This window comes from Kitasatospora purpeofusca, from assembly GCF_000718025.1.
Lineage (GTDB): Bacteria > Actinomycetota > Actinomycetes > Streptomycetales > Streptomycetaceae > Kitasatospora > Kitasatospora purpeofusca.
In genome coordinates this window covers 34,556-56,265 of the sequence record NZ_JODS01000013.1, presented here as the reverse complement: position 1 = coordinate 56,265, position 21,710 = coordinate 34,556, and the positions used below count along the sequence as shown (strand labels likewise).

The 21,710-nt window shown below is 75.6% G+C and carries 23 protein-coding genes; 11 read left to right on the top strand and 12 right to left on the bottom strand.

Annotated elements, in window-relative coordinates; genetic code table 11:
- Positions 1 to 80: 80 nt before the first annotated feature.
- Complete coding sequence (locus IF01_RS0119700; RefSeq protein WP_030394771.1) at positions 81 to 977, bottom strand: carbohydrate kinase family protein; 897 nt, start codon at positions 975 to 977, stop codon at positions 81 to 83.
- A 467-nt stretch (positions 978 to 1,444) separates the two neighbouring features.
- Between IF01_RS0119700 and IF01_RS0119695 the strand changes: the two genes are divergently transcribed.
- From IF01_RS0119695 to IF01_RS0119680, 4 genes are all read left to right on the top strand, one after another.
- On the top strand, positions 1,445 to 2,956 hold the full coding sequence (locus IF01_RS0119695; RefSeq protein WP_244215561.1) for a M1 family metallopeptidase: 1,512 nt from the start codon (positions 1,445 to 1,447) through the stop codon (positions 2,954 to 2,956).
- Positions 2,957 to 3,511: 555 nt separating this feature from the next.
- Positions 3,512 to 4,033, top strand: a complete 522-nt coding sequence (locus IF01_RS0119690; RefSeq protein ID WP_030394769.1) for a SigE family RNA polymerase sigma factor — start codon at positions 3,512 to 3,514, stop codon at positions 4,031 to 4,033.
- The gene (locus IF01_RS0119685) at positions 4,020 to 4,991 is read left to right on the top strand and encodes a hypothetical protein (protein WP_030394768.1); all 972 of its coding nucleotides are present in this window, start codon (positions 4,020 to 4,022) and stop codon (positions 4,989 to 4,991) included. The genes IF01_RS0119690 and IF01_RS0119685 overlap by 14 nt, the downstream gene beginning before the upstream one ends.
- Before the next feature lie 43 nt (positions 4,992 to 5,034).
- Positions 5,035 to 5,283 carry a hypothetical protein gene (locus IF01_RS0119680; protein ID WP_030394767.1) on the top strand — a complete coding sequence of 83 codons (249 nt, stop codon included), beginning with the start codon at positions 5,035 to 5,037 and terminating at the stop codon, positions 5,281 to 5,283.
- A 131-nt stretch (positions 5,284 to 5,414) separates the two neighbouring features.
- Here IF01_RS0119680 and IF01_RS0119675 read toward each other — a convergent pair whose 3' ends face one another.
- The 4 genes from IF01_RS0119675 to IF01_RS0119660 form a co-directional block, all read right to left on the bottom strand.
- Entirely contained in the window at positions 5,415 to 7,061 is a 1,647-nt protein-coding gene (locus IF01_RS0119675) for a sigma-70 family RNA polymerase sigma factor (RefSeq protein ID WP_063764254.1), read from the bottom strand.
- A gap of 187 nt (positions 7,062 to 7,248) precedes the next feature.
- Positions 7,249 to 8,280 (bottom strand): CAP domain-containing protein, encoded by a 1,032-nt coding sequence (locus IF01_RS42010; RefSeq protein ID WP_051755711.1) that lies wholly within the window; start codon positions 8,278 to 8,280, stop codon positions 7,249 to 7,251.
- 321 nt (positions 8,281 to 8,601) lie between these two features.
- The gene (locus tag IF01_RS0119665) at positions 8,602 to 9,399 is read right to left on the bottom strand and encodes a maleylpyruvate isomerase N-terminal domain-containing protein (RefSeq protein WP_030394764.1); all 798 of its coding nucleotides are present in this window, start codon (positions 9,397 to 9,399) and stop codon (positions 8,602 to 8,604) included.
- A gap of 120 nt (positions 9,400 to 9,519) precedes the next feature.
- Positions 9,520 to 10,020, bottom strand: coding sequence for a GNAT family N-acetyltransferase (locus IF01_RS0119660; protein ID WP_078880110.1), 501 nt, complete (start codon positions 10,018 to 10,020; stop codon positions 9,520 to 9,522).
- Positions 10,021 to 10,266: 246 nt separating this feature from the next.
- On the opposite strand from IF01_RS0119660, the gene IF01_RS0119655 reads away from it, so the two are divergent.
- The 5 genes from IF01_RS0119655 (at position 10,267) to IF01_RS0119635 (ending at position 14,580) form a co-directional block, all read left to right on the top strand.
- Positions 10,267 to 11,880 (top strand): ATP-dependent DNA ligase, encoded by a 1,614-nt coding sequence (locus IF01_RS0119655; protein WP_063764253.1) that lies wholly within the window; start codon positions 10,267 to 10,269, stop codon positions 11,878 to 11,880.
- Between the two features lie 168 nt (positions 11,881 to 12,048).
- A complete protein-coding gene (locus IF01_RS0119650; RefSeq protein ID WP_051742458.1) occupies positions 12,049 to 12,276 on the top strand; it encodes a ferredoxin in 228 nt (75 codons plus the stop codon).
- Between the two features lie 169 nt (positions 12,277 to 12,445).
- Positions 12,446 to 13,639, top strand: coding sequence for a cytochrome P450 (locus IF01_RS0119645; protein ID WP_030394760.1), 1,194 nt, complete (start codon positions 12,446 to 12,448; stop codon positions 13,637 to 13,639).
- A 289-nt stretch (positions 13,640 to 13,928) separates the two neighbouring features.
- On the top strand, positions 13,929 to 14,090 hold the full coding sequence (locus IF01_RS48370) for a hypothetical protein (RefSeq protein ID WP_157855288.1): 162 nt from the start codon (positions 13,929 to 13,931) through the stop codon (positions 14,088 to 14,090).
- A 142-nt stretch (positions 14,091 to 14,232) separates the two neighbouring features.
- The gene (locus IF01_RS0119635; protein ID WP_233290389.1) at positions 14,233 to 14,580 is read left to right on the top strand and encodes a hypothetical protein; all 348 of its coding nucleotides are present in this window, start codon (positions 14,233 to 14,235) and stop codon (positions 14,578 to 14,580) included.
- Positions 14,581 to 14,709: 129 nt separating this feature from the next.
- Here the strand turns inward: IF01_RS0119635 and IF01_RS0119630 are convergent, their stop codons facing one another.
- The 4 genes from IF01_RS0119630 to IF01_RS0119615 all read right to left on the bottom strand — a co-directional run bounded on the left by IF01_RS0119630 (position 14,710) and on the right by IF01_RS0119615 (position 16,850).
- Positions 14,710 to 15,735, bottom strand: coding sequence for a hypothetical protein (locus IF01_RS0119630; protein WP_051755709.1), 1,026 nt, complete (start codon positions 15,733 to 15,735; stop codon positions 14,710 to 14,712).
- A gap of 146 nt (positions 15,736 to 15,881) precedes the next feature.
- Positions 15,882 to 16,166 carry a DUF427 domain-containing protein gene (locus IF01_RS0119625; RefSeq protein ID WP_030394757.1) on the bottom strand — a complete coding sequence of 95 codons (285 nt, stop codon included), beginning with the start codon at positions 16,164 to 16,166 and terminating at the stop codon, positions 15,882 to 15,884.
- Positions 16,167 to 16,300: 134 nt separating this feature from the next.
- Entirely contained in the window at positions 16,301 to 16,537 is a 237-nt protein-coding gene (locus IF01_RS0119620; RefSeq protein ID WP_030394756.1) for a DUF6296 family protein, read from the bottom strand.
- 76 nt (positions 16,538 to 16,613) lie between these two features.
- A complete protein-coding gene (locus IF01_RS0119615; RefSeq protein WP_030394755.1) occupies positions 16,614 to 16,850 on the bottom strand; it encodes a DUF2277 domain-containing protein in 237 nt (78 codons plus the stop codon).
- 219 nt (positions 16,851 to 17,069) lie between these two features.
- Between IF01_RS0119615 and IF01_RS0119610 the strand changes: the two genes are divergently transcribed.
- Complete coding sequence (locus tag IF01_RS0119610; protein WP_078880109.1) at positions 17,070 to 18,332, top strand: MFS transporter; 1,263 nt, start codon at positions 17,070 to 17,072, stop codon at positions 18,330 to 18,332.
- 29 nt (positions 18,333 to 18,361) lie between these two features.
- On the opposite strand, the gene IF01_RS0119605 is transcribed toward IF01_RS0119610, so the two are convergent.
- From IF01_RS0119605 to IF01_RS0119595, 3 genes are all read right to left on the bottom strand, one after another.
- The gene (locus IF01_RS0119605) at positions 18,362 to 18,925 is read right to left on the bottom strand and encodes a gamma carbonic anhydrase family protein (RefSeq protein WP_051755707.1); all 564 of its coding nucleotides are present in this window, start codon (positions 18,923 to 18,925) and stop codon (positions 18,362 to 18,364) included.
- 65 nt (positions 18,926 to 18,990) lie between these two features.
- Positions 18,991 to 20,235, bottom strand: coding sequence for a serine hydrolase domain-containing protein (locus tag IF01_RS42005; protein WP_157855287.1), 1,245 nt, complete (start codon positions 20,233 to 20,235; stop codon positions 18,991 to 18,993).
- 345 nt (positions 20,236 to 20,580) lie between these two features.
- Positions 20,581 to 21,147 (bottom strand): DJ-1/PfpI family protein, encoded by a 567-nt coding sequence (locus IF01_RS0119595; protein WP_030394751.1) that lies wholly within the window; start codon positions 21,145 to 21,147, stop codon positions 20,581 to 20,583.
- Between the two features lie 306 nt (positions 21,148 to 21,453).
- Here IF01_RS0119595 and IF01_RS0119590 point away from each other — a divergent pair, with 306 nt between their 5' ends.
- A complete protein-coding gene (locus IF01_RS0119590; protein ID WP_030394750.1) occupies positions 21,454 to 21,669 on the top strand; it encodes a hypothetical protein in 216 nt (71 codons plus the stop codon).
- Positions 21,670 to 21,710: the final 41 nt, after the last annotated feature.

Below are 21,710 nucleotides of genomic sequence, written 5' to 3'. Positions count from 1 at the left end.
TAGCACCGGCGCGCACCCGCGCCCCCGTGAATTCCTCGGCCTCCGACTACGCCGCCCCCGACCCCGCCCCGGCGAGGGCCTCAGCCGAGGACCGACGCCAACTCGGCCGCGTCGGGCGGGTTCGCACCGGGGCGGGTGACCGTGAGGGTGGCGGCGGCCGTGGCGCGGGCGAGGGCCGCGTCGAGGCTCGCACCGGCGTGGCGGGCGTGCAGGAGGGCGGCGGTGAAGGCGTCGCCCGCGCCCACCGTGTCGGCGACCTCGACCGTGCGGGCGGGTGCCTCGGCGCGGCGGCCGTCGGCGGTGAGCGCGAAGGCGCCGGCCGGCCCGCGGGTGACCGCGACGGTGGCCGGGCCGAGGCCCAGCCAGTGCCGGGCCACCTCCTCCGGGTCCCGGCCGGGGTAGAGCCAGGCGAGGTCCTCGTCGCTGGCCTTGACCAGGTCGGCGAGCGCCGCACAGCGCTCCACCCGGCGGACGGCCTCGCCGTGCTCGCCCATCAGCGCGGGCCGCACATTGGGGTCGTAGCTCACCCCGGCCCGGCCGCGCCACCGCTCGACCAGGGCGAGCACCGCCGCCGCTCCCGGGCCGGTGACGGCGGCGATCGAACCGATGTGCAGGTGCCCGGGCCGGAAGGGCAGTTCGACCGGCGGGAGGGTCCAGCCGATGTCGAAGGTGTACTGCGCCCGCCCCTGCTCGTCCAGCCGCACCACCGCCGACGGGGTGCGCGGGGCCTCCGCCGCCTCCGTCGCCTCCGCTCCGGGGAGCAGGGTGACGCCGGCGGACTCCAGGTGCGCGCGGATCAGTCGGCCGTACGGGTCGTCGGCGAGCTGGGTGAGCAGCGCGACCGGCTCGCCCAGCCGGGCCAGCCCGTAGGCGACGTTGGCCGGGCTGCCGCCGGGGTGGACGACGTCGGGCGCGCCGTGGGTGCGGACGACGTCGGCGACGCACTCGCCGATCACCACGAAGTGCGGGCTGGTCACGGGGCTGCTCCTGCCGGTCCGGTGCGCCGGCGGGGCTGCGGGCGGCCGGCGCGGCTGCCCAGCCTACGAGGTGGGCGGCGGGACCCGGAGGAGCGGTGGGCCCGGCCGGGAAGGGCCGCGCGCGTGCGGAGCGGATGCGGGGGGCATCGGCTCCGCACGCGGGCATGAGTACGGCCGCCGGACCTGGCCAGGTTCTCCGACGGCCGTGGCCCCGCCCGTCAGGGGGCGGAACTCTTCGAAGGTATGACACTGCGCAGCCGCTCGGCCACCATGGTGGTCCGTCCGGGGGACGGCCGCGTGTCGCCCGGGTCGGGGCCGGCGGGTCCGGAGCGGTCCGCGCAGGTCGGAGCGGTGGGGGGTGTGGATTGTCAGAGGGCCCTGCTACGGTCCGTGCTCGGAAGATCGCTCACCGGAACCGGGCCTGCCGGGGCCGGCGCGGACCCTCCGACACGAGAGAGGTGATCACCTTGTCCTGGCACCGTTCCGTCCTCGCCGCCACGCTCGCGCTCGCGGCGGTACCGCTCGGTCTGGCCCCGGCGGCCGCGGACAGCCCGGGCGCGGGTCCGCCGGGGACGGGGGACCCGGTCTTCCCCGCGCTCGGCACCACCGACTACGACGCGCACTCCTACGACCTCGCGTTCACCTACCGCCCCGCGACCAGGACGGTCGACGCCACCATGGCGATGACCGCCCGTGCCCGCACCGCGCTGCCGAGCCTGGAGCTGGACGCGCTCGGCCTGGACGTGCACACCGTCCGGGTCGACGGGCGCCCGGCCGGCTTCCGGACGCACGACGAGAAGCTGACCGTGGTCCCGGCGCGGCCGGTCCGGGCCGGGTCCGCGCTGCGGGTCGAGGTCGAGTACACCGCCGACCCCCGGGCCGTCCTGCCGCACACGGGGTGGGTAGTGACGCCCGACGGCTTCGCGGTGGCCGGTCAGCCGAACAGCGCGCACACCGTGTTCCCGTGCAACGACCGGCCGGGCGACAAGGCCCGCTTCACCGTCGCCGTCACCGCGCCGGACGAGCTGTACGGGGTGGCCAACGGTCTGCCGACCGCCACCGAGCCGCACCCCGACGGCACCACCACCCGGCGCTACCGGTCGCGCGAGCCGATGGCGACCGAGCTGCTCCAGGCCTCGGTGGGCCGCTACACGGTCCGGGAGCGCCAGGGCCCCGACGGGCTGCCGCTGCGCGACGTCGTGCCCACCGCGCGGGCGGCCGACCTGGAGCCCGCCCTCGCTCTGACCCCCGGCCAGCTGGGCTGGGCCGAGCAGCACCTCGGGGCGTTCCCGTTCGAGACGTACGGGCTGCTGCCGGCCGACACCGACGACTCGGCGGCGTTCGACTTCACCGGGCTGGAGACGCAGACGCTGACGCTCTACAAGCCGAACTTCCTGCGCCAGCCGGAGCGGCAGATCGGCTCGCACATGATGCACGAGCTGGTCCACTCCTGGTTCGGGAACAGCGTCACCCCGGGCACCTGGGCCGACCTCTGGCTGAACGAGGGCCACGCCGACTTCTACGGTCTGATGTACCGCTACGAGCGCGGCTGGCCGGACTCCGGCGGGTTCACCACCCTCGCCGACCGGATGCGGAGCGTCTACGCCCAGGGCGACCAGTGGCGGCACGACTCCGGGCCGGTGGCCGCGCCGACCGCCGCGACGCTGTTCGACAGCCAGCGGTACACCGGTGGCGCGCTGGTGCTGTTCGCGCTGCGGGAGCGGGTCGGGCCAGAGGTGTTCGACCGGATCGAGCAGACCTTCCTGCGGCGGCACCGGAGCAGCACCGCCAGCACCGCGGACTTCCTGCGCGCGGCGGACGAGGTCTCCGGGCAGTCGCTCGGCGGGTTCCTGCGCGACTGGCTCTACGGCGAGCGGACCCCGCCCATGCCGGGGCACCCCGACTGGACGGTGGATCCGGTCGATCCGGGCGCGGCACGGCGGACGGGAGGTGTGCCGAAGGGCTCGGGGACGCTCTGACGGCGGCCGGCCGCGCCGACGGGCCGGGAACGGACGGGAACGGACAGGGACAGGCGGAGAACGCACGGACGGGGAGGGGCGGACCGGCGCGGGCCCGGAGCCGGGTCTCACCCGGCGCGCCCGGCCGATGCGCCCGGGCGCCCATCACGCGCCCTTGGCGGGTGCCGGTGGCGGGCGGATCGTGGTGACCACGGCCCGCTCGCCGCCCGGCCGAGTCCCGGCCGGCTCGCGGGCCGTCCAGCGTTCGCGCCCGACCCCGGACGCCCCGGCGCCGCCCCGTGCCCGTCCTCGCGCCCGCGCCCGCGCCCGCCCAGCGCCGCACTGGTGGGGCCGTCGCGGGAGGCCCCGGCCGACCCCGCTGTGGGCCCCGACCTGGTCACCCGCGAAAATAGACTGGTCGGACAGGCAACCCGGCGCCGACCCCAGCGCGTTCAGCAGCCGTGAGAACGAGAGCGCGGACCCGGCGGCCACGGCCGACCGGCAGGACCGCCGCCACCGGCTTGGCGGCGGGGACGACAGAGACGGTGGCGGGAGCGGCATGGCGGGGGCGTCGGGATGAGCGAAGCGAGACCGGACTTCGAGGAGTTCGTCGCCGCCCGCAGCCCTCGGCTGCTCAGGATGGCGTGGCTGCTGACCGGCGACCCGTACCTGGCCGAGGACCTGCTCCAGACGGCCCTGGCCAAGGTCTGGCCGCGCTGGGAGCAGGTCGCGATCGACCGGCCCGAGGCGTACGTGCGCCGGGTGCTGGTGAACTCGCACGTCTCCTGGTGGCGCCGCCGCTGGCAGGGCGAGCTGCCGCACGACCGGCTGCCGGAGCCGCCGACCGTCGCCGACCCGTTCGACTCGGTGGTGACCAGCCAGGTGGTCGCCGCCGCAGTGCGGGCGCTCCCGGCCCGGCAGCGGGCCGTGGTGGTGCTGAGGTTCTTCGAGGACCTCAGTGTGGAGGACACCGCCGAGGCGCTGGGCTGCACCACGGGCACCGTCAAGAGCCAGACGCACCGCGCCCTGCAGGCGCTGCGCGGGAAGCTGCCGGCCAAGGAGCTGCTGCTGGACGGGGGTCGTCGTGACGGAGCATGACTTCGCCGCCTGGGAACGCGAGGCGGCGCTGGACCGGGCGGTGGCCGACGACCACGAGGTGGCGGACGAGCTGCGGGTACTGCTCCAGCTGGCCGCGCCCCACCTGGCGGCGCCCGCGGACCGGATGGAGCGGGTGCTGGCGCGGGCCGCCCTGGCCCGGCGGCGCCGACGGCGGGCGGCCCTCGCGGCCGGCCTCGCGGTCGGCCTGACCGCGGCCGTGCTGGCCGCCGCCCCGGCGCTCGCGCCCGGTCCGACGGGCACCGTGCTGAGCCCCGCCGCCTCGGGACCGGCCCTTGGCGCGGTCCCGCCCGCGGGGTCGCCCACCGGTTCGCCCACTCCCTCGGGGACGCCCACCGGCTCCCCCGAGGTCTCCCCGAGCGTCTCGCCCGAAGCCGCGTCCGGCGGAGCCGAGGGCGGCGCGCCGGGTGACCAGAGCGGCGACGGAACGGTTCCGCCGCCCCGACCGACCCGGTTCGGCGTGCTGGACGGGGTGATCCTGGATGTGCCGAGCACCTGGTTCGACCTCACCGTCCTCAGCACCGCAGGACGGCCCGTGTCCTACGGCTACCTCGCCTCCCAGCCACTGACCGGGGAGGCCGGTTGCCAGATCCGCAACGGTGTCCGCCCGCCCGTGTGTCTCGCCGCGGGCGGCCTGCTCGACAACTCCGCGCTCGTCTCGGTCCAGTTGATCCGGGACGAGAAGGCGGCCGTCGAGGCCGCGAAACGGCCGGTCGTGTTCCAGGACATCGAGCCCGCGAAGGACTGCCTGGCCCAGGGCGGCACCCGCCAGCTCGTCGCGCAGCAGGTGATCGTCCCGAACAGGCAGGCGGAGGTCGTGGAATTGTCGGCCTGCCTGCGGCTCCCGGGGCAGGAGATCCTGAGCACACTGCAGCAGGTGGCCACCTCGGCGCGCCTGCTCGGGCCGGCGACGAACAGTCCGATCTCCTCGGCGGACTGACGGTCTCCCGTAACCCGGGTGGCGGAGCCTCGTTGGACGGGGCATGAAGAAGCGCAGCATGCTGGCCGTCGCCTCGCTCGCCGTCGGCGTCGTGGCCTCCCTGACCGCTCCCGCCGCCCATGCCGCCGCCCTCGGCGGCCAGGGCGATCTGGCCGGACCCCTCCAGGGCGGGCCCCTCGCCTCGGCCTCGGACGCGCTCCCGGGGCAGGTCGGCGACGCGGGCGGCGTGGTCGGCCAGGCGACCGGCCACGTCACGGGCGAGGCTCCGGGGCTGGTCGGCCTCCCGTCCTGACGGCGTACCCGGACCGGTTCTACCGGCGTCCGGGCCCGCCGCAGGGCGCGCCCGGACGCCGGTAGAACCGGACGCCGGTAGAACCGGTCCGCCGGTAGAACCGGTCCGCCGGGCGGGCGGCGCCCCTCCCGTCAGCCGAGCGGGGTGCCCAGGTCCTGGGTCCAGTAGAGCCCGGCCGGGCCGGTGGCCACACCGATGCCGACGTCCTTGAAGGCGCAGTCCAGCATGTTGGACTGGTGGATACCGCCGTCCATCCAGCGGGAGAACACCACCGCAGGGGCACTCGGGCCGCGGTCGAGGTTCTCCCCCCACTGGGACCAGCGGTAGCCGGCCGCGTTGAGCCGGGCGTCCGCCCGGGTGCCGTCGGGGGCGAGGTGGTCGAAGAAGTTCCGGGCGACCATGTCCTCGGAGTGCTTCTGGGCGGCCGCGTGCAGCTTGGGGTCGATCCGCAGCGGACCGCAGCCGCGTCGGCCCCGCTCCGCGTTGACCAGGTCCACCAGCTGTCGTTCCAGGTTCGGCGGGGTCGGGGTCGGCCGGACGCTGGACGGGGTCGCGGTCGGGGTGACCGGCGCCGGGCTGCTCGGCACCGGCGGCACCTCGACCGGGGCGAGCGTGACCGGAGCGGGCGGCGCGGTCTCCGTCGTCGGCGTGACGGCGGTCGCGGCCGGCGGCACCGGGGCGTCCGGGGCACTGGCCGGGGTGGTCGGTTCCGGCGCGGGCGCGGTCGGCGGCGTGGGCTGGGGCCAGACCATCGCGAGCGTCGCCGCCGCGAGCACCACCGCCGTCCCGCCCGCCAGTACGCTCTTGCGGCGGGCCAGGTCCGTCCAGCCGCCCGGTCCGCCGGACGGGTCGGTGGGTGCAGTGCCGGCGCCGCTGGGCGGAGTACCGCCGGTACCGGCCCCGGTGGACCCTCCGGCGGCGCCGCCGTCGCCCGGGACCCCTCCGGATCCGGCGCCCGGCGTCCCGACCGTGGCCCCGGCGGCGTGGAACGCAAGCCCGCTCGGCGCGTCCATCGGCACCGGGACCAGCGCCAGACCGGCCAGCAGCCCCTCCGCCGGGAACAGGTCGCGCCCCAGGCCGTCACAGGCCTGGCAGCCGCGGATGTGCCGGGCTATTCGCTTGCGCCAGACCGAGTTCGGCGTGCCGTCCCAGCCGGTCATCACCTCGGCGAGCTCCGGGCAGCGGGGGTAGGCGGTGAGCGCCCGGACCACCACCCGGCCGGCCTCCAACTGCTTCTTCATCCGCTGGACCCGGACGGCGGTGTGCTGCGGCGTCAGGTCGAGCGCCTCGGCGAGTTCGGCGCGGGTGAGTTCGCCGGAGGCCTCCAGCCACCAGAGGGACAGCAGTTCCTTGTCGTCCGGGTCCAGCCAGCGGGTGGCCTCGGCGACCTCCCGGCGCTGGCCGGAGAGACCGAGCCGGAGGATGGTCAGGTCGGTGAAGTCGGCGCGCGGGTCGGCCAGCTCCCAGCTCTCGTCCAGTCCGCCGACGGCTGCCTGCTGCTGGCCGGTCGACCGGCTGCGGACCTGGTTCATGGTGATCGCGACCAGCCAGGACCGGAACGCCCCCGGGTCGCGCAGCCCCTCCAGGCCGTCCAGGGCCCGGATCATGGTCTCCTGGGCGATGTCGTCCACGTCGGCGTGGCCGTTCAGCGCCCGGCCGGCGACGTTGTAGACCAACGGGAACCAGGCCGCGACCAGCGCCTCGCGCGCCTGCGCGTCGCCCGCCTGGGCCGCGCGCACGAGGGTCGTCCCGGCCCTGCTCTGCACGTCAACGTTCATGGGTCCGCACTCCGTCCGGCTGTCGTCCGTCCGCCACTGCCTCCTCGGAGACCGCTGTGGAGTGCTCAGATAACAACAATTCGCGCGGATTCGGAAAATCGGCGAACCGCGAGGCCACCGGCCGGGCCCGTGCGGGCCCGAACGGTGAGTCCTCGGGGCGGCGAAGCGCTCGGGTGTGCTCGGATTCTCAGGACGGAGAGGCGAAGACCTGGGTCCACCAGGGCCCGCCCGAACCGGTCCGGACGCCGACGCCGATCTGCTTGAAGGAGCAGTTGAGGATGTTGGCGCGGTGGCCGGGGCTGTTCATCCACGACTCCATCACCGCCGCCGGGTCCTTCTGCCCGCGCGCGATGTTCTCGCCCCAGCTGCTCCAGCGGTAGCCGGCCGCCTCGATGCGGTGGTCCGCGTGGTAGCCGTCGGGGCTGGCGTGGTCGAAGAAGTTGCGGTCCGCCATGTCGTCGCTGTGGAACTGGGCGGCGGTGGTGAGCTTCGGGTCCACCGTGAGCGGTCCGCAGCCGGCCTGCGAGCGCTGGGTGTTGACCAGGTCCGCCACCTGCTGGGCGAAGGAGCTGTTCGACGAACCGCCCGGCGCGGTGGTGGCGGTCGGACGCGGAGCGGTCGGCGAGGGCTTGGCCGTGCTGGGCGCCGCCGTGGGGGCGGTGGTCGGGACCGCGGTCGGCTTCCCCGGATCGGGAGCACCGGCCGTGCCGCCGGTGGTGGTCCCGGTGCTCGGGCTCGCGGTGGGGTTGCGCGGTGTACCGGACGCGGTGGCCGGGGCCGTGGAGGCGGTGTGGCCCGGGGTGGTGGCCGAGGCGGAGGGCGTCGCCGGACCGGTGCTGGGGGGAGGGGTGGCCGCGGCCGCGCGGGCCTGGTCCGTCGCGGCCGGGTCCAGGACCGGCGCGCCGCCCGCGCCGGGCACCTGGATGCCGTTCACGTCCCCGGCCTCGGCGGCGACCAGCGGCTCGTACGCCACCGCCTGCGAGCCGTTGTCGCTGCCCTCCTCGCCCCGGAACACCGCGTACCCGGCGCCGGTCAGCGCGGCGATCACGCTCGTGCCCGCGACGGCCGCGGCAACGGCCATCATCGGTCCCATCGCGCCCCGGCGGCGGCGCCGGCCGTGGCCGCGCCGCCGTTCGGCGGCACGCCGCGCGGAGCGCCCGTCGGCACCCGCGGGACGCCCGGTCGCGGGGAGGATGGTGGTGCGGTCTTCGCTGTTCACCTGCGCACGCTTCCTGAGTTCTGGTCCGTCGGATCGGTCGGACGACTGCCGACACCTGGGAGACCGTGGAGCGGTGGGCGGATAACAGAAAAGTGCGAACTGATTTCCGAACGAACCGGCGGGGCGGCGGTTGGCCATGATGCCGCATCCCCGGCGGGCCCGTCGGCCCGCGCGGGGGCGGTGGACGCCGCCCGCACGGGGCGGCCTCGCCCGGACCTCGCGCGGAACGCCGACCGGGGGCGGAATCCGTCGATTCCGCCCCCGGTGGTCGCGTCCGGCACTCGCCCCGGCGGGTGCCGGGTACTCGCGCCGGGCCAGGACCTAGACCTCGGGCTCCCAGGCGATCAGCTGTTCGATGATCTGTCGGTCGCCCTCCATCTTCAGCACGTCGAGCGGCTGGCGGCCGTAGAAGCCGGCGAGGATCAGTTCACCGGCCGTGGACTCGGTCGAGAAGTCGGCGGGAGCCAGGTCCGCCGAGCCGGGGGTGCCGGGTGCGGGGATGCGGGTGGCCCGCGCGCCCTCGGCGTCCACCCGCAGGCGCCAGGACCGGCCCTCGGTGACGTGGTAGTCGACGGTCGCGGGCTCGTGCGGCCAGGCGGCCGTCGTGGCACAGCAGGTGACCAGGAACTCCTCGACGCCGTCCACGGCCACCTCGGTCGGCAGCGGCTGCGCGGTGCCCGCGACCAACTGGGCGTCGTAGGTGTGCACCGTGATCTCCTGGAGCTGGTGCCGGGCCACCGCCCCCGCGGTCTGCGGCGCCTGCGAGGCGGGCCACCACGTCCAGCAGCCGCTGTCCGGGCCGGCCTCGCGCAGGGCGTCGAGCAGCTGCTGGGTGGATTCGGCCAGCCAGGCGATCAGGGCCTCGCGCTCCGGCGGCACGGCCGGGCCGGCCAGCGCGGCGGAGGTGTCGGGGCGGACCTCGGACGGCCCGGCGGCCACGATGACGCCCCAGTTGCGACGCCCCTCCCCCAGGTGCCGGACCAGGTCGAGCAGCGTCCAGTCCGGGCAGGTCGGCACCTGCGCGCCGAGGTCGGGCGCGGCGGCGACCGCGGCGCGGAAGGCGGTGGCCCGCTCGTCGATCAGACGGAGCAGGTCGGGAAAGTCCAAGGTCTTTTGCACCCCCGGTGTCTATCACCGCGACAGAACCGCCTGCCATCGATTTTCTCGCGCGCGCCGGGACGGCTCCGGAACGGCGGGACAGCTGCGGAACTGCGGGACGGTCAGGCGCCTGCGGGACGGTCAGGCGCCGGCCGGGGGCATGTCGTAGGTGACGAACATGGTCCGGGTGGCGACCTGGTCGTACTTGCTGCGGGCCCGGTGGTTGTCGTCGGCGGTGATCCAGCGGACGGTGTTCCAGCCGCGCTCGGCGGCGATCGCGCGCAGCCGGGCGAGGAGGAGGTCGACCGCTCCGGTGCCGCGCGCGGCGGGGGCCACGAACAGGTCGTCGAGGAAGCCCGCCACCGCGCCGTGCAGCGGACGGACGAACGGCCGGTAGTGCGCCAGCCCGACCGGGGTGCCCTCGGTGTCGCGCACCAGCAGGCCGTCCAGCTCGTGCGCCGGGTCGGTGAGCCAGGACCAGACCAGCTCGGCCTTCTCCTCCGGCACTGGCACCCCGTAGAACTCGCAGTAGCCCCGGAACAGCTCCCGCCAGGCGGCGAAGTCCGCGGCCGTGGGCGCGTCCACCGTCCACCCCCCGGCGGACCGGTGCTCAGCAGGCGGCGTGGTGCTGGTCGGCGGCATGGGGCGCTCCTCGGTTCGGTCGGACCGTGCGTGCACGGGTGGACGCCGGACAGCATGACGCCCCGTCGGACCCGCGCCGATCGACAGCACGGCCAAGTACGGGTCCGCTCCGCTACGGAGTGGCAGTCGCCCCGGGCCACCGGTCCGGCGTCCCCGCCGCGCGCCCGCGCCCCGTATCGCCGATCCTGGACGCCCGCCCGAACGCCGTTCCCGAGCCGTGCCCCACGCCCGCCGAGGAGGCCCCCGATGCTGCTCCGCCGCCTGGCCCTCACCTCGCGCGCCGTGGCCGCCGAGCCCGGCCGCCGGGCCAAGACCGAGCTGCTGGCCGACTGCCTGCGCGAGCTGGGTCCCGGCGAGGCGCCCTCGGCCGTCGCCCTGCTCTCGGGCGAGTCGCAGCGGCTGCGCACCGGCCTCGGCCCGGCCGCCCTGCGCGAGCTGCCGCCGCCCGCCGCCGACCCGGTGCTGGGGGTGCGCGAGACGGAGCGGGTCCTGGAGGCCATCGCGGCCGTGCACGGGACGGGCGCCCGGGCCGAGCGGCACCGGCTGCTGGCCGGGCTGTTCGAGCGCGCGACCGAGGTCGAGCAGTCCTTCCTGCGCGCCGTCCTGGTCGGCGACCTCCGCCAGGGGGCGCTGGACGCGGTGGTCGCCGACGCCGTCGCCCGGGCCGCCGGGGTGGCGGCGGCGACGGTGCGGCGGGCGCTGATGTTCCGCGGTTCGGCACGCGCGGTCGCCGAGGCCGCGCTGACCGGCGGGGAACCCGCGCTGGCCGCCTTCCGGCTGGAGGTGGGCCGTCCGGTGCGGCCGATGCTGGCGGCCTCGGCCCCGGACGTCGGCGCGGCGCTGGAGCACCTCGCCGGACCGGCGGCGCTGGAGTGGAAGCTGGACGGGATCCGGGTCCAGGTGCACCGGGACGGCGCGGACGTCGGGGTCTTCACCCGGTCGCTGGACGACATCACCGCCCGGGTGCCCGAGGTGGTGGAGGCCGCGCTGGCGCTCCCGGTGCGGTCGGCGGTCCTGGACGGCGAGGCGATCGCCCTCGGCCCGGACGGGCGCCCGCGCCCCTTCCAGGAGACCGCCGCCCGCACAGCGGCCCGCCGGGACCCGGAGCGGCTGCGCGCCGAGGTCCCGCTCAGCCCGCACTTCTTCGACCTGCTGCACCGGGACGGCGAGGACCTGGTGGACCGGCCCGGCCGGGAGCGCTGGGCCGCGCTGGCGGAGGCCGTCCCGGCCGGACTGCGGGTGGCCCGCACCGAGACCGGCGACCGGGAGGAAGCCCTCGCGTTCTTCCGTGCCACCCTGGCGCGCGGCCACGAAGGGGTCCTGGTGAAGGATCCGGCGGCGGGCTACCGGGCCGGCCGGCGCGGCGCGGGCTGGATCAAGGTGAAGCCCCGGCACACCCTGGACCTGGTGGTGCTGGCCGCCGAGTGGGGCAGCGGCCGACGGCAGGGCTTCCTCAGCAATCTGCACCTGGGGGCGCGGGCCGGCGGCGAGCCGGGCCTCGGCCCGTGGGTGATGCTCGGCAAGACCTTCAAGGGCCTGACCGACGAGACCCTGGCCCGGCAGACCGAGGCCCTGCTCGCCCGCGAGGTCGAACGGGACGCCTGGACCGTGCGGGTGCGGCCCGAGCTGGTGGTGGAGATCGCCTTCGACGGGGTCCAGCGCAGCCCCCGCTATCCGGCCGGGCTGGCCCTGCGGTTCGCCCGGGTGGTGCGCTACCGGCCGGACAAGAGCGCGGGCGAGGCCGACACCGTGGCGACCGTCCGGGAGATCGCGGCGGCGGAGGGAATCGCGGCGGCGGAGGGGACCGCGGCCGCCGACGAGGCCGCCCAGCGGGACGCCGGACCGGGACAACCCGTCTGACGGCTCATCAAACTTCTTCTTCCTCACACTCGTTCACGAGCAGTGGCAAATCGGCCATTCTGCGCGAGGCGGCCACGCTCTCTTCGTGTGCGACGCGAGCCGGGGTTAGTTTGACGACGACAGCGGGGGCGGCACGGCCCGGAGGATCCGGTGCCACACCAGGAAGGGATGTCCGCGATGCACGTGAACGTCGAACGGGACCGCTGCTGCAGCTCCGGCCAGTGCGTCATGACCGTGCCGGAGATCTTCGAGCAGGACGACCAGGACGGCCTGGTGCGAGTCCTCCTGAGCGCCGTACCCGCGCCACGGTTCGCCGATGTGCGCCTCGCCGCCGAGCTGTGCCCCGGCGGCGCGATCACCGTCACCGAGGACGACGGGGCCGGCACCGCCGCCTAGCGACCGCTCGACGACCAGTCGACGACCGCTCGACGAGCGCCCGACGACGACGCCCCGGACGGCCGCCGTCCGTCGGGCCCGCGGCCCGCCCGCCGTCTCCCACCGCCTGCCACAGGCCCACCTGTCACGCGAGGAGACCACCTTGAGCACACCCACCGCTCCCGTCACCATGATCCCGGCCCGGCACGACACGGCCTGCCCGTTCGCGCCGCCGCCCGCCTACACCGAGGCCGCGAGCACCGGCCCGGTCAGCCGCGCGGAACTCCCGGACGGCTCCCCCTGCTGGCTGGTCACCGGCTACCAGGAGGTCCGCACGGTGCTCTCGGACCGCCGGTTCAGCGCCGACGCCCGCCGGCCCGCGTTCCCCTTCCTCACCGAGGGGCGGCGTGAACTCGTCGCCGCCAACCCCTCCTTCCTCCGCCTCGACGACCCCGAGCACGCCCGGCTGCGCCGCATGGTCACCGGGGACTTCCTGGTCAAGCGGGTGGAGGAGATGCGCCCCGGCATCCAGCAGATCGTGGACGAGGCGCTGGACCGGATGATCGCCCGGGGCGGCCCGGCCGGACCCGCCGACCTGGTCGCCGACTTCGCCCTGCCGGTGCCCTCCCTGGTCATCTGCCTGCTGCTGGGCGTCCCGTACGAGGACCGCGAGGAGTTCCAGGCGAACAGCCGGCTGCTGCTCACCACCGAAGCCGACGACCGGGACGTGGCCCGGGCGCAGGAGGAGCTGCTGGACTACCTCGGCCGGCTCGCCGAACGGAAGCGCACCGAGCCCGGGGAGGACATCCTGAGCCGGCTGGCGACCCGCGAGGACCTCACCCTGCGCGAGATCGCCTCGACCGGGGTACTGCTGCTGGTCGCCGGGCACGAGACCACCGCCAACATGATCGGGCTCTCCACCGCCCTGCTGCTGCGCCACCCGGAGCAGGTGGCCCGGCTGGCCGATCCGGCGGCGGTGCCCGGCGCGGTGGAGGAGCTGCTGCGGCTGCTCACCATCGTGCACACCGGGGTCCCCCGGCTCGCGGTGGAGGACGTCGAGCTGGGCGGCACCCTGATCCGGGCGGGGGACGGCGTGATGGCGATGCTGTCGACCGCCAACCGGGACGACGGGCTGTTCGGCACCGAGGGCCACCTGGGCGTCGACGAGGTCGACCTCGACCGGGAGGCCCGCCGGCACGTCTCCTTCGGCTTCGGGGTGCACCAGTGCCTGGGCCAGCCGCTGGCCCGGGCGGAACTGCAGATCGCGCTGGCCACGCTGTTCCGGCGGCTGCCGGGGCTGCGGCTCGCGGTGCCGGAGGAGGAGCTGGAGTTCCGCACCGAGGCGCTGATCTACGGGCTGGGCTCGCTGCCGGTCCGGTGGTGACCGACGGCGGGCGGCGGGTGACCGGCAGCGGGTGACCCACGGCCGGTGACGGGCGGCGGGCGGCGGATGACCGAGGGCCGGTGACGGGCGGCGGGCGGCGGGTGACCGAGGGCCGGTGACGGGCGGCGGACGGCCGAAAGCGGCCCGCCACCCGGTCCGGTTGGCCCTCGCCGGGGCACGGAGGCAGGCTTGAGGTGCGAAACAGAGCACCGGCCCGGCGGCCGCCCGCCACCACGGCGTAGCGCGGCGGGCCCGGACGCCCCGGCCGGCCGAGGAGACGGAGCCCGCGATGACCGACATGAGCGCACGCTCCGAGGTGAGCGTCGACCGGGACGAGGACGTCCGCGCGGCCGACCCCGAGGAGGGCATCACCTCGACGCAGAACCTGCACGCGCAGGACACCTCCCAGGCGGAGGGCGAGCCGGAGGATGAACGGGGGGCGATCGGCTGATCCGGCCGGACCGACAGGTTTGCGAAGTGCCGCCGACGAGTAACCGAGACGTTGCCACGAGGCCGCCCGATCTGCGGGCGGCCTCCGCGACCGCCGGTGCCGCCGCCCGTACGGCGACGGTCCGGCCGGAGAGGATGGGCGCATGACCGAACAGCAGCAGGGCACGGCGGCCGGACGGCCGGTGGAGCCGCCGGTCGACCCCCGGGCCTCCTGGGCCACCTGGACCACCCAGTCGATCATCAGCGGACCGGGCGGGGTGACCACCGTCGAGGTCGGCCCGATCTCGGGCGACCTCACCGTGCACACCACCTGGGTGGACGGCGAGGCGCGGCTCACCGTCCAGTACACCGGCGCGCTGGACTGGTACTCGGTGGCCGGCAGCCCCGTCCCGGCGGCCGACGAGACCACCGCGCGGGCCGTCCACCAGGCGATGGTGAACGCCGTCAAGACCGGGAAGGGCTCCCGCGCCCCGGCGGCCCCGGCCGACTGATCCGGCGCGGAGCGGAGCGGCCGGCCCCGGGCGGGGCCGGCCGCTCCGTGTCATGGGCGGGCCGTGCCGCGGGCGTGCGCCGTCATGGGCGGGCAGCGCCGCAGAACGGGGGGCATGGGCGCGCGGGCGTCACGGGCGCTCGTCCGGCCCCGCCCCGTCGCCCTTCCCGAGTACTCTGCCGAGCCCCTTCCCCAGCCCCTTCTTCCCCGGTCCCTTGCCGAGGATCTTCTCGTTGCCCTTGCCGTTGCCGTTCCCCAGCCCCTTGCCCGCGTCCTTCTCCGGACGCGGGGCCGGGGCGGCGGCCGCCCAGTACCCGGGGTCGGCCGGGCGACGTCCGCGCAGGTCCGCGCGGACCTCGCGCGCGACCTTTCGGGTGTCCCGCAGATTGACCGTGGCCCCGATGCCCGCGCCGACCAGCAGCGGGGTCAGCGAGGGCAGCCGGCGCAGCGAACTGCGGGTGAGCCGGCGGCGGACCTGCTGACGGACCTCGCTGCCGAGGGCCATCGCCGCCAGGCCGGCCGGTTTGGCGAGCAGCGAGCCGTCGATGCCGCGCCGGTTGGCCCAGGCCGTGACGTAGGCGGTGGCCTTCTCGGTGGCCGTCCCCTGGGCGGGGAGGCCGTAGACCTGGTGCAGTTCGGCGATCAGCTTGACCTCGACGGCCGCCACGGCGAGCGTCTCGGCGGCGATCTCCACCGGCATCGCGGGCGGTACCGGGAGCATCGCGGCGGCGCCCACACCGGCGCCGAGCGCGCTGGAGGCCCGGCCGGCGCCGGTGACCAGCAGGTCGGCGAGCTGCTCGGGGTCTGCGGCGCCGGGGTGCTGGGCACGCAGGGTCGCGAGGTCACGGACGGGGATGCGCGGGGCCGCCTGGAGCAGTTGGTCGGCCAGCGCACGGCCGCCGAACGCGGCGCCCCTGGCCGCCGCCCGGCTGCCGCTGCCGAGTCGGCGGGAGATGTCGGAGACCAGCTGGGCGCCGCGCCGACGGCCGCGCTCGACGCCCGCCCGGTATTCGGCGAGTTCCCCGGCCTCGCCCTCGGCGGGCGCGCCGGGAGCGCCCGGTTCGAGTTCCTCGACCAGGCCGGCCAGCTCGTCGGCGACGTGCTCCGGGGTGGGCTCGGGCTGCCCGGAGCGTCCCGGTTTCCTGAAGATTGCCATGCTGTGGCCGTACCCGGCGCGGCGCGGCGGTACGCGCCGCGGCTGTCCCGGTCCTGCGACGGGACGGCCACGGCATCGTCCCTACGGCGTACCGGCGGCCTCGGCCGGTACGCCGACGACCGGCCGACCTGCCGCCACCGGCCCCGTCAGTCGGTGATCTCGACCCCCCGCCAGAACGCCACCCGGCCGCGGATGTGCTCCGCCGCGGGCTCGGGAGCGGCGTAGAACCACGCCGCGTCCGGGTTGGTACGGCCGTCGACATCCAGCGAGTAGTACTCGGCGGTGCCCTTCCAGCCGCAGACGGTGGTGGTGTCGGACGGGCGCAGGTACTCCGGGCGGACGGAGTCGGCCGGAAAGTAGTGGTTTCCCTCGACGACGACGGTGTCCTCGCTCTCGGCGACGACCGTGCCCTGCCAGCGTGCTGTGGTCATGGCGGGAGTCTGCCCGACCCGGCAGCGGGGCGGGAGGGGTCGGCAGGGGTCGTGGCGCGATCCGGCCACCCGGCATGACAGGCCGGGCCCGGAAGGTCGGACGCGGGAGGCCGGGCCCGAGGGGGCCGGGCGGGTCAGGGCAGCGGCTGGGCGTGGACGGGGACGTGCGGGTTCTGGTGGCCGCCGGTGGCGAGCATCCGGACCTCCCCCGCCTCGCTGATCTCGGCCCGGACGATTCCGCTGGCGTCCTCGTACACCGGGTGGCCGCCGGGCCCGACGGCGCTGGTGCGCTCCACCACGACCACGTCCTGCGGGGCCTGGGTGCCGGGGTTGCCCGGGAAGGTGAGTGCATAACGGGTGACGGGGCTCATCACCGACCTCCTGATCCCTGTTCGACGTGCCCGGCCCTCGACGTGCCCGGCCTTCCGTGTTCCGAGGTGCCCGGCCTCAGGCGGTGGCCCGGGCCGGGCGGGTGGACGCGCCGCGCACCTCCAGCTCGCCGAGCAGGAGCTCGGTGGCCTCGGCCACGGCGTCCACGGCCCGGTCGAACGCCTCGCGGTTGTGCGCGGCCGGGGCCCGGAACCCGGACACCTTCCGTACGTACTGGAGCGCGGCCGCGCGGTAGTCCTCCTCGGTGGCGTCGGGCGTCACGGGTGGTCTCAGCGTCTTGATACTGCGGCACATGCCACCAGTCTTGCGCGCGGACGCCCGGCAGGCGACTCCCGTCCGTCACGGGACCGCCTTGTGCACCACACAGCGCCGTCATCCGATCGGATTAGGATTTGGCCCGAACAATCCCGGCTTCCCTCGGTCCGTTCGTGGCTGTCGGTTCCTCGCTGCCCGTTGCTCGCCGCCCGTTCGTCGCCGCCCGTCCCCCGCCGCCCGTTCTTCCGGAGCACCCCCTTGCCTCTCGCGCTGGTCGCCCTGGCCGTCACCGCCTTCGCCATCGGAACCACCGAGTTCGCCGCCATGGGGCTGCTGCCCCAGGTCGCGGCCGACCTGGACGTCTCGATCCCGCAGGCCGGCTGGCTGATCTCCGCCTACGCGCTGGGCGTGGTGATCGGGGCGCCGCTGCTCACCGCGCTCGCGGCCGGGCGGCCCCGGAAGGCGGTGCTGGTCGCCCTGGCCGGGTTCTTCGCCGCCGGGAACCTGCTCTGCGCGCTCGCGCCGGACTTCTGGACCCTCGCCGCCGCCCGGCTGGTCACCGGACTGCCGCACGGGGCGTTCTTCGGCGCCGGGGCGGTCGCGGCGGCCGAGCTCGTCGGCCCGGACCGGCGGGCCAGGGCGGTCGCGGTGATGTTCTCCGGGCTGACCCTCGCCAATGTCGTCGGCGTGCCGGCCGCGACCCTGCTCGGCCAGCACCTGGGGTGGCGCGCGACCATGCTGGTGGTGGTCGCGATCGGCGCGGCGGGGGCCGTGGCGATCGCCCGGCTGGTCCCGGCCCTGCCGTCCCCCGCGCAGTCGGGCCTGCGGCACGAACTGGGCGCGTTCCGCAGCGGACAGCTGTGGCTCGCGCTGGCCACGGTGGTCTTCGGCTGCGGCGGCTTCTTCGCCTGCTACTCCTACATCACCCCGCTGCTCACCGAGGTGTCCGGCTTCGCGACCGGGTCGGTGACCCTGGTGCTGGCGCTGTTCGGGGTCGGGATGACGATCGGCAACCTGCTCGGCGGCTACGCGGCCGACCGCGCGCTGCGGCCGACGGTGTGCGTCGCGTTCCTGCTGCTCGCCGCCGTGCTGGCGCTGTTCGCCGTGACCGCCCGGGCCCAGTGGTCGGCGGCGGCGACGGTGGTACTGGTGGGGCTGTTCGGGTTCGCGATCGTCCCGGCGGTGCAGACGCTGGTGATGCGCGAGGCCCGGGGCGCGCCGACGCTGGCCTCGGCGACCGTGCAGGGCGCCTTCAACCTGGCCAACGCCCAGGGCGCGTACTTCGGCGGGCTCGCGCTGGACGCCGGGCTGGGCTGGACCTCGCCGCCGCTGGTCGGCTCGGGCCTGGCGGCCTCCGGCGCGGTGATCGCGGTCGCGGCCTGGGCGGCCGCCCGGCGGGGCACCGGGACCCGTGCCCCGGGGCTCCCGAGCGCGGTGGCGGGTGCGGGCCCGGCCCCGGTGCCGGGCCCCGCGCCGGCCCCGGACGACCGGATCGGCGCGGGGACCACGGCCCCCCGCTGAGCCACCGCCGAGCCCGCGGGCGGACGCCGTCAGACCGCGTCGGCCGCCGGCCCCGGAGCCGCGACCGAAACCGGCCGGATGTCCCGGTGACCGTCGGCCAGCAGCGCGTAGCCCTCCGCGTTGAACTTGATGCCGGTCCGCTCCTCCTCGGTCAGCTCGCGGCGCACCTTGGCCGGCACGCCCGCGACCAGCGAACCGGGCGGGACCACCATGCCCTGCGGCACCACGGCGCCCGCCGCGACCAGCGAGCCGGCCCCGATCCGGGCGCCGTTGAGCACCGTGGCGTTCATCCCGACCAGGACGTCGTCCTCGATCACACAGCCGTGCAGCACGGCGTTGTGGCCGACCGAGATCCGCTCCCCCATCACCAGCGGGAAGCCGAGGTCGGCGTGCAGGGTGCAGTTGTCCTGCACGTTGCTGCCCGGGCCGACGGTGATCTCCTCGGCGTCGCCGCGCAGCACCGCGCCGTACCAGACGCTCGCCCCGGCGCCGACGGTCACGCTGCCGACGACGACGGCGTTGGGCGCCACGAAGGCGGTCGGGTCGACCCTCGGGACCCGGCCCCCGACCTCGGCGATCAGCGGCTCTGCCATCTCTCGTCCTCCTTGTGACGACTGCCCATCAGGTGTGGGCCATGATGGCATCCGGCCCGGTACGGTCAGTCGGCCGGGGCAGGGGCCGGGGCGGCGGCGGTGGGCGGCGGGCCGCCGCAGGTGCCGGTGTCCAGCAGGTTCTGGAAGGCCGCGTCGGTGGCCGGCGGGTTCGACATGTCGAAGGCGTTCACGGAGGCCGCGAACTGCCGACGGGTGTCGCCGTCGGTGTAGACGAAGGTGTTGTAGCCGGGGACGCCGCCCGCGTGGCCCCAGACCGGGCCGCAGGGCGTCGACAGCCGCTGGAGGCCCAGGCCGTACGTGTCCTTGCCGCTCTGCGGGGTGACGGTCATCATGTCGGCGAGCAGCGGCCGGGGCAGCAGTCGCCCGCCGATCAGGGCGGTGATGAAGGTGGTGAGGTCGGCGGTGGTCGAGATCCCGGCTCCGGCCGCCCCCGCCATGCTCGGGTCCACCTCGGTGACGTCCGCGGGCCCGGCCGGCAGGTCGTAGTAGCCGTGCGCGTGCGGGCCGGGGATCGACGTCGAGTGGTCCGGCATGAAGGTGTGGCTCAGTCCCAGCCGGCGGACGATCCTCCGGTCCACCTCCTGCTGCCAGCTGTGCCCGGTGACCCGCTCGACGATCTGCCCGACCACCAGGTAGTTGGTGTTGGAGTAGTGCGCGCCCCGGCCCGGCTCGAAGTACGGCGGGTGGGCGTTGGCGACGGCGATCAGCTGCTGCGGGGTGTACCGGGTGAATCGGCCGGTCTCCAGCCACTGCTGGAGCCTGACGGGGTCCGACTCGTGGTCGAAGAGGTCGTCCTCGGTGTAGTTGAACAGGCCGCTGGTGTGGTCGAGCAGCTGGCGCAGGGTGATGTTCCGGCCGTTCGGGACGGCGCCCGGCAGCAGCTTCTCCACCGGGTCGTCCAGCCGCAGCCGCCCCTCGGCGACGAGTTGGAGGACGACGGTGGAGACGAAGGTCTTGGTCACGCTGCCGATCCGGAACAGGCCGTCCGGGTTCACCGGGGTTCCGGTGCTCAGGTCGGCGGTGCCGGCCGCGCCCTTCCACACGGTGCGGCCGCGCTCGCTCACCCGGGCGAGCGTCGCCGAGGCCCCGCCGGGGTCGACCATGCCGCGCACGACGGCGTCCAGGGCCCGCGCGTCGACACCCCGGCGCGCCTCCCGGCCTGCGTCCGCGCCGTCCTGCGTACTTGTCGCCGTCACCGTCGTCACCCCGCCCGGTCCGGTCGCGCCCAGCGCGCCGGCCGTCGGGGCGGTCACGCCCACCAGGCCCGCGCCGGCCAGCGCGAGTGCCACGACGCGCACGGCCGTGCCGCGGCGTCGGTGCCCTGTACTTCCCGTACTCCCCGCGTTCTCCGTACCGCCCGTACCGCCGGTACCGCCCATACCGCTCCGTGCCGTCCCGTCCATGCGTCCTCCCACGTCAGTGCCTTCGGGTGCCCACAACACCCTTGCCAACTCCGGCAATTGACACTCTGACAGGAACACCGGCGGATCTCCTCCGCCCACGGACCGACCTCACCCCGACTCAGGACCGAGATCCGGGCGTCCGTCACGGCCGTTTCCAGTACGGGCCACCCCTGACGCGCCTCGGGGTAGGTGCCTCCGACCGGGGCCGGAGGCACCTGCCCCAAAACGGCGTCAGGCCACCGGGGCCTTCACCCGCAGGACCTCGACGAACGCCTTCAGCCAGGCCGGGTGGTCGGGCCAGGCGCGGGCCGAGACCACCACGCCGTCGACCACGGCCTCACCGTCCACGTAGGTCGCACCGGCCGCCGTCACATCCGGCTCCAGGGCCGGGTAGGCGGCGCTGGTCCGCCCGCCGAGCACCCCGGCCGCGGCCGACACCAGCGGGCCGTGGCAGATCTGCGCGACCGGCTTCTCGCTCTCGAAGAAGTGCCGGACGATCCGCCGCACCTCCGGGTCGTTGCGCAGGTACTCGGGCGCGCGGCCGCCGGGGATCACCAGCGCGACGTAGTCCGCCGGGTCCACCTCGGCGAAGGCCAGGTCGGCGGGCCAGGTGTAGCCCGGCTTCTCGGTGTAGGTGTCGAACCCCTCCACGAAGTCGTGCACCACGAACTGCAGCCGCTTGCGGGACGGTGCCGCGATGTCGACCTGGTAGCCCTCCTCGCGCAGCCGCTGGTACGGGTAGAACACCTCCAGCGACTCCGCGGCGTCCCCCGTGACGAGCAGGATCTTCGATGCCATCGCCGACATCCCTCCGAATCGATCGATCGTCGGACATGGTGCCGGCCCGGGCCGGTGTGCCCGGCACGGGCCGGCACCAACCTCCCGCACCCGCCACACCCGCGCAACGGGGCGCACCGGGCATCCACGCCGTCGAATGCGCCCCCGCGCGCCGGCCTGCCGCAGCACGCGCCCCTGCGGACACACCGGTTGCGGCTCGTTCCGGCCCGTCCCGTCCCAGAATCCGGGGATGGGACGGCAGCCGCCCGCCGGGTCAGAATCGGCGCAGCCCGGTCGCCCCGGGGACCACCTCGAAGGGATCCTCCGATGACCCGTTTCTCCCGTTCGCTCGCCGTGCTCGCGGTCACCGCGACCGCCGTGATCGGCGGCATCTCCGTCGCGCCCGGCGCCTCCGCCGCCGGCAAGCGCTGCGATGTCGAGTACACCGTGGCGTACTACACCTACAAGCAGCTCGGCTACGGGGACCTGGAGGCGCTGCTGCACGCCGAGAAGTCCTACGGTCTCTGCCAGGTCCAGGGCTGAGCCGCACCCGCCTCGCCGCACCTACCGTCCTTGCCGGGCCC